This is a genomic window from Williamsia sterculiae (assembly GCF_900156495.1).
In the GTDB taxonomy this organism is placed as follows: domain Bacteria; phylum Actinomycetota; class Actinomycetes; order Mycobacteriales; family Mycobacteriaceae; genus Williamsia_B; species Williamsia_B sterculiae.
In genome coordinates this window covers 1-3,148 of sequence record NZ_FTNT01000020.1, presented here as the reverse complement: position 1 = coordinate 3,148, position 3,148 = coordinate 1, and the positions used below count along the sequence as shown (strand labels likewise).

2 rRNA genes are annotated in these 3,148 nt (G+C 56.4%); both read right to left on the bottom strand.

The annotated features are described in order from the left end of the window. A 23S ribosomal RNA gene (locus tag BW971_RS20775) occupies positions 1 to 1,066 on the bottom strand; the annotation flags it as partial. Positions 1,067 to 1,547: 481 nt separating this feature from the next. Further along, a 16S ribosomal RNA gene (locus tag BW971_RS20770) occupies positions 1,548 to 3,067 on the bottom strand. Positions 3,068 to 3,148 lie beyond the last annotated feature (81 nt).

Here is a 3,148-nt window from a genome sequence, read left to right as displayed (position 1 = left end):
ACGAACCTTATCGCCCGCAGTCTCACTGCCACGCTCTCACTTACCGGCATTCGGAGTTTGGCTGACATCAGTAACCTGATAGGGCCCATCCGCCATCCAGTAGCTCTACCTCCGGTAAGAAACACGCAACGCTGCACCTAAATGCATTTCGGGGAGAACCAGCTATCACGGAGTTTGATTGGCCTTTCACCCCTACCCACAACTCATCCCCTCCATTTTCAACTGAAGTGGGTTCGGGCCTCCACAACATCTTACTGCTGCTTCACCCTGGCCATGGGTAGATCACTCCGCTTCGGGTCTAGAACACGCCACTCAACGCCCTATTCAGACTCGCTTTCGCTACGACTACCCCACACGGGTTAACCTCGCGACATGCCCTAACTCGCAGGCTCATTCTTCAAAAGGCACGCCATCACCCGCAGTGGAAACCACTCACAGGCTCTGACGGTTTGTAAGCGTCCGGTTTCAGGTACTATTTCACTCCCCTCCCGGGGTACTTTTCACCTTTCCCTCACGGTACTTGTCCGCTATCGGTTACCAGGAAGTATTCAGGCTTACCGGGTGGTCCCGGCAGATTCACAGCAGATTCCACGAGCCCGCTGCTACTTGGGCATCATTCAGGCAAGACCACACATTTTCAGCTACCGGACTCTCACCGTCTACGGCAGACCATTCCAGGCCACTTCACCTAACATGTGATTTTCTCACTCACCCCCAGCACGGCAGCACCGGGACGAACAACCCCACAACCCCACACACACAACCCCTGCCGGGTATCACCATGCGCATGGTTTGGCCTCCTCCGCTTTCGCTCGCCACTACTCACGGAATCACTATTGTTTTCTCTTCCTGCGGGTACTGAGATGTTTCACTTCCCCACGTTCCCTCCACACCACCTATACATTCAGCGGCGGGTAACACCCCATCACGGGTGCTGGGTTTCCCCATTCGGACACCCTCGGATCACAGCTCGGTTGACAGCTCCCCGAGGCCTATCGCGGCCTCCCACGTCCTTCATCGGCTCCTGGTACCAAGGCATCCACCGAACGCCCTTACACACTTACAACAACACACCACAAAAACACCACCACCCACACACCACAGTGCGCCGGCCGCGATGCCAATGTGGCACCACAAACACAAATCATGCGACACAACCGTGTCGCCACTCGAACCAGAAAAACAATTCGAAATAAAGATGCTCACATCCACTATGCAATTCTCAAACAACACACACCCACCCGCGGCCCGCGCTCCGCCACCCACCACAGGCAACATCACCACACGCACCCGACCAGACAGGCACCACAATCGAACCAAGACAACACACACACGTGTGTTCCCTCAGAACCCCGATAGTGTGTCAATGGCACCCACCCCTCACGGCAGTGGGACAACCCCGCAACCCGCAACCACACCCGTGGCCACCAGTCACCTACATGAAAATCACGTACATGGGGCTTGTTTGGTGTTTCACCCGTGAACAAACACCCCGCCGCAGAACAGACGCCTACAGAAACGGGAACGTGTTGTTGTTTGCTCCTTAGAAAGGAGGTGATCCAGCCGCACCTTCCGGTACGGCTACCTTGTTACGACTTCGTCCCAATCGCCGATCCCACCTTCGACGGCTCCCTCCCACAAGGGGTTAGGCCACCGGCTTCGGGTGTTACCGACTTTCATGACGTGACGGGCGGTGTGTACAAGGCCCGGGAACGTATTCACCGCAGCATTGCTGATCTGCGATTACTAGCGACTCCGACTTCACGGGGTCGAGTTGCAGACCCCGATCCGAACTGAGACCGGCTTTAAGTGATTCGCTCCACCTCACGGCATCGCAACACTCTGTACCGGCCATTGTAGCATGTGTGAAGCCCTGGACATAAGGGGCATGATGACTTGACGTCATCCCCACCTTCCTCCGAGTTGACCCCGGCAGTCTCCTGCGAGTCCCCACCATTACGTGCTGGCAACACAGGACAAGGGTTGCGCTCGTTGCGGGACTTAACCCAACATCTCACGACACGAGCTGACGACAGCCATGCACCACCTGTACACCAACCACAAGGGGGGCTGTATCTCTACAGCTTTCTGGTGTATGTCAAACCCAGGTAAGGTTCTTCGCGTTGCATCGAATTAATCCACATGCTCCGCCGCTTGTGCGGGCCCCCGTCAATTCCTTTGAGTTTTAGCCTTGCGGCCGTACTCCCCAGGCGGGGTACTTAATGCGTTAGCTACGGCACGGATCCCGTGAAAAGGAACCCACACCTAGTACCCACCGTTTACGGCGTGGACTACCAGGGTATCTAATCCTGTTTGCTACCCACGCTTTCGCTCCTCAGCGTCAGTTACTACCCAGAGACCCGCCTTCGCCACCGGTGTTCCTCCTGATATCTGCGCATTTCACCGCTACACCAGGAATTCCAGTCTCCCCTGTAGTACTCAAGTCTGCCCGTATCGCCCGCACGCCTGCAGTTAAGCTGCAGGATTTCACGAACGACGCGACAAACCGCCTACGAGCTCTTTACGCCCAGTAATTCCGGACAACGCTTGCACCCTACGTATTACCGCGGCTGCTGGCACGTAGTTGGCCGGTGCTTCTTCTGCTGCTACCGTCACCCGAAAGCTTCGTCACAGCTGAAAGAGGTTTACAACCCGAAGGCCGTCATCCCTCACGCGGCGTCGCTGCATCAGGCTTGCGCCCATTGTGCAATATTCCCCACTGCTGCCTCCCGTAGGAGTCTGGGCCGTGTCTCAGTCCCAGTGTGGCCGTTCGCCCTCTCAGGCCGGCTACCCGTCGTCGCCTTGGTAGGCCATTACCCCACCAACAAGCTGATAGGCCGCGGACTCATCTCGCACCGAAAAACTTTCCACCACCAGACATGCGCCCAATGGTCCTATCCGGTATTAGACCCAGTTTCCCAGGCTTATCCCAGAGTACGAGGCAGATCACCCACGTGTTACTCACCCGTTCGCCACTCGAGTACCCCGAAGGGCCTTTCCGTTCGACTTGCATGTGTTAAGCACGCCGCCAGCGTTCGTCCTGAGCCAGGATCAAACTCTCCATGAAAACACATCAAAAACACCCCACCACCACAACAGCAGCAGAGCCCTTTCAACACAACATTCCCAGCAGAGAAAAAATCCCAAC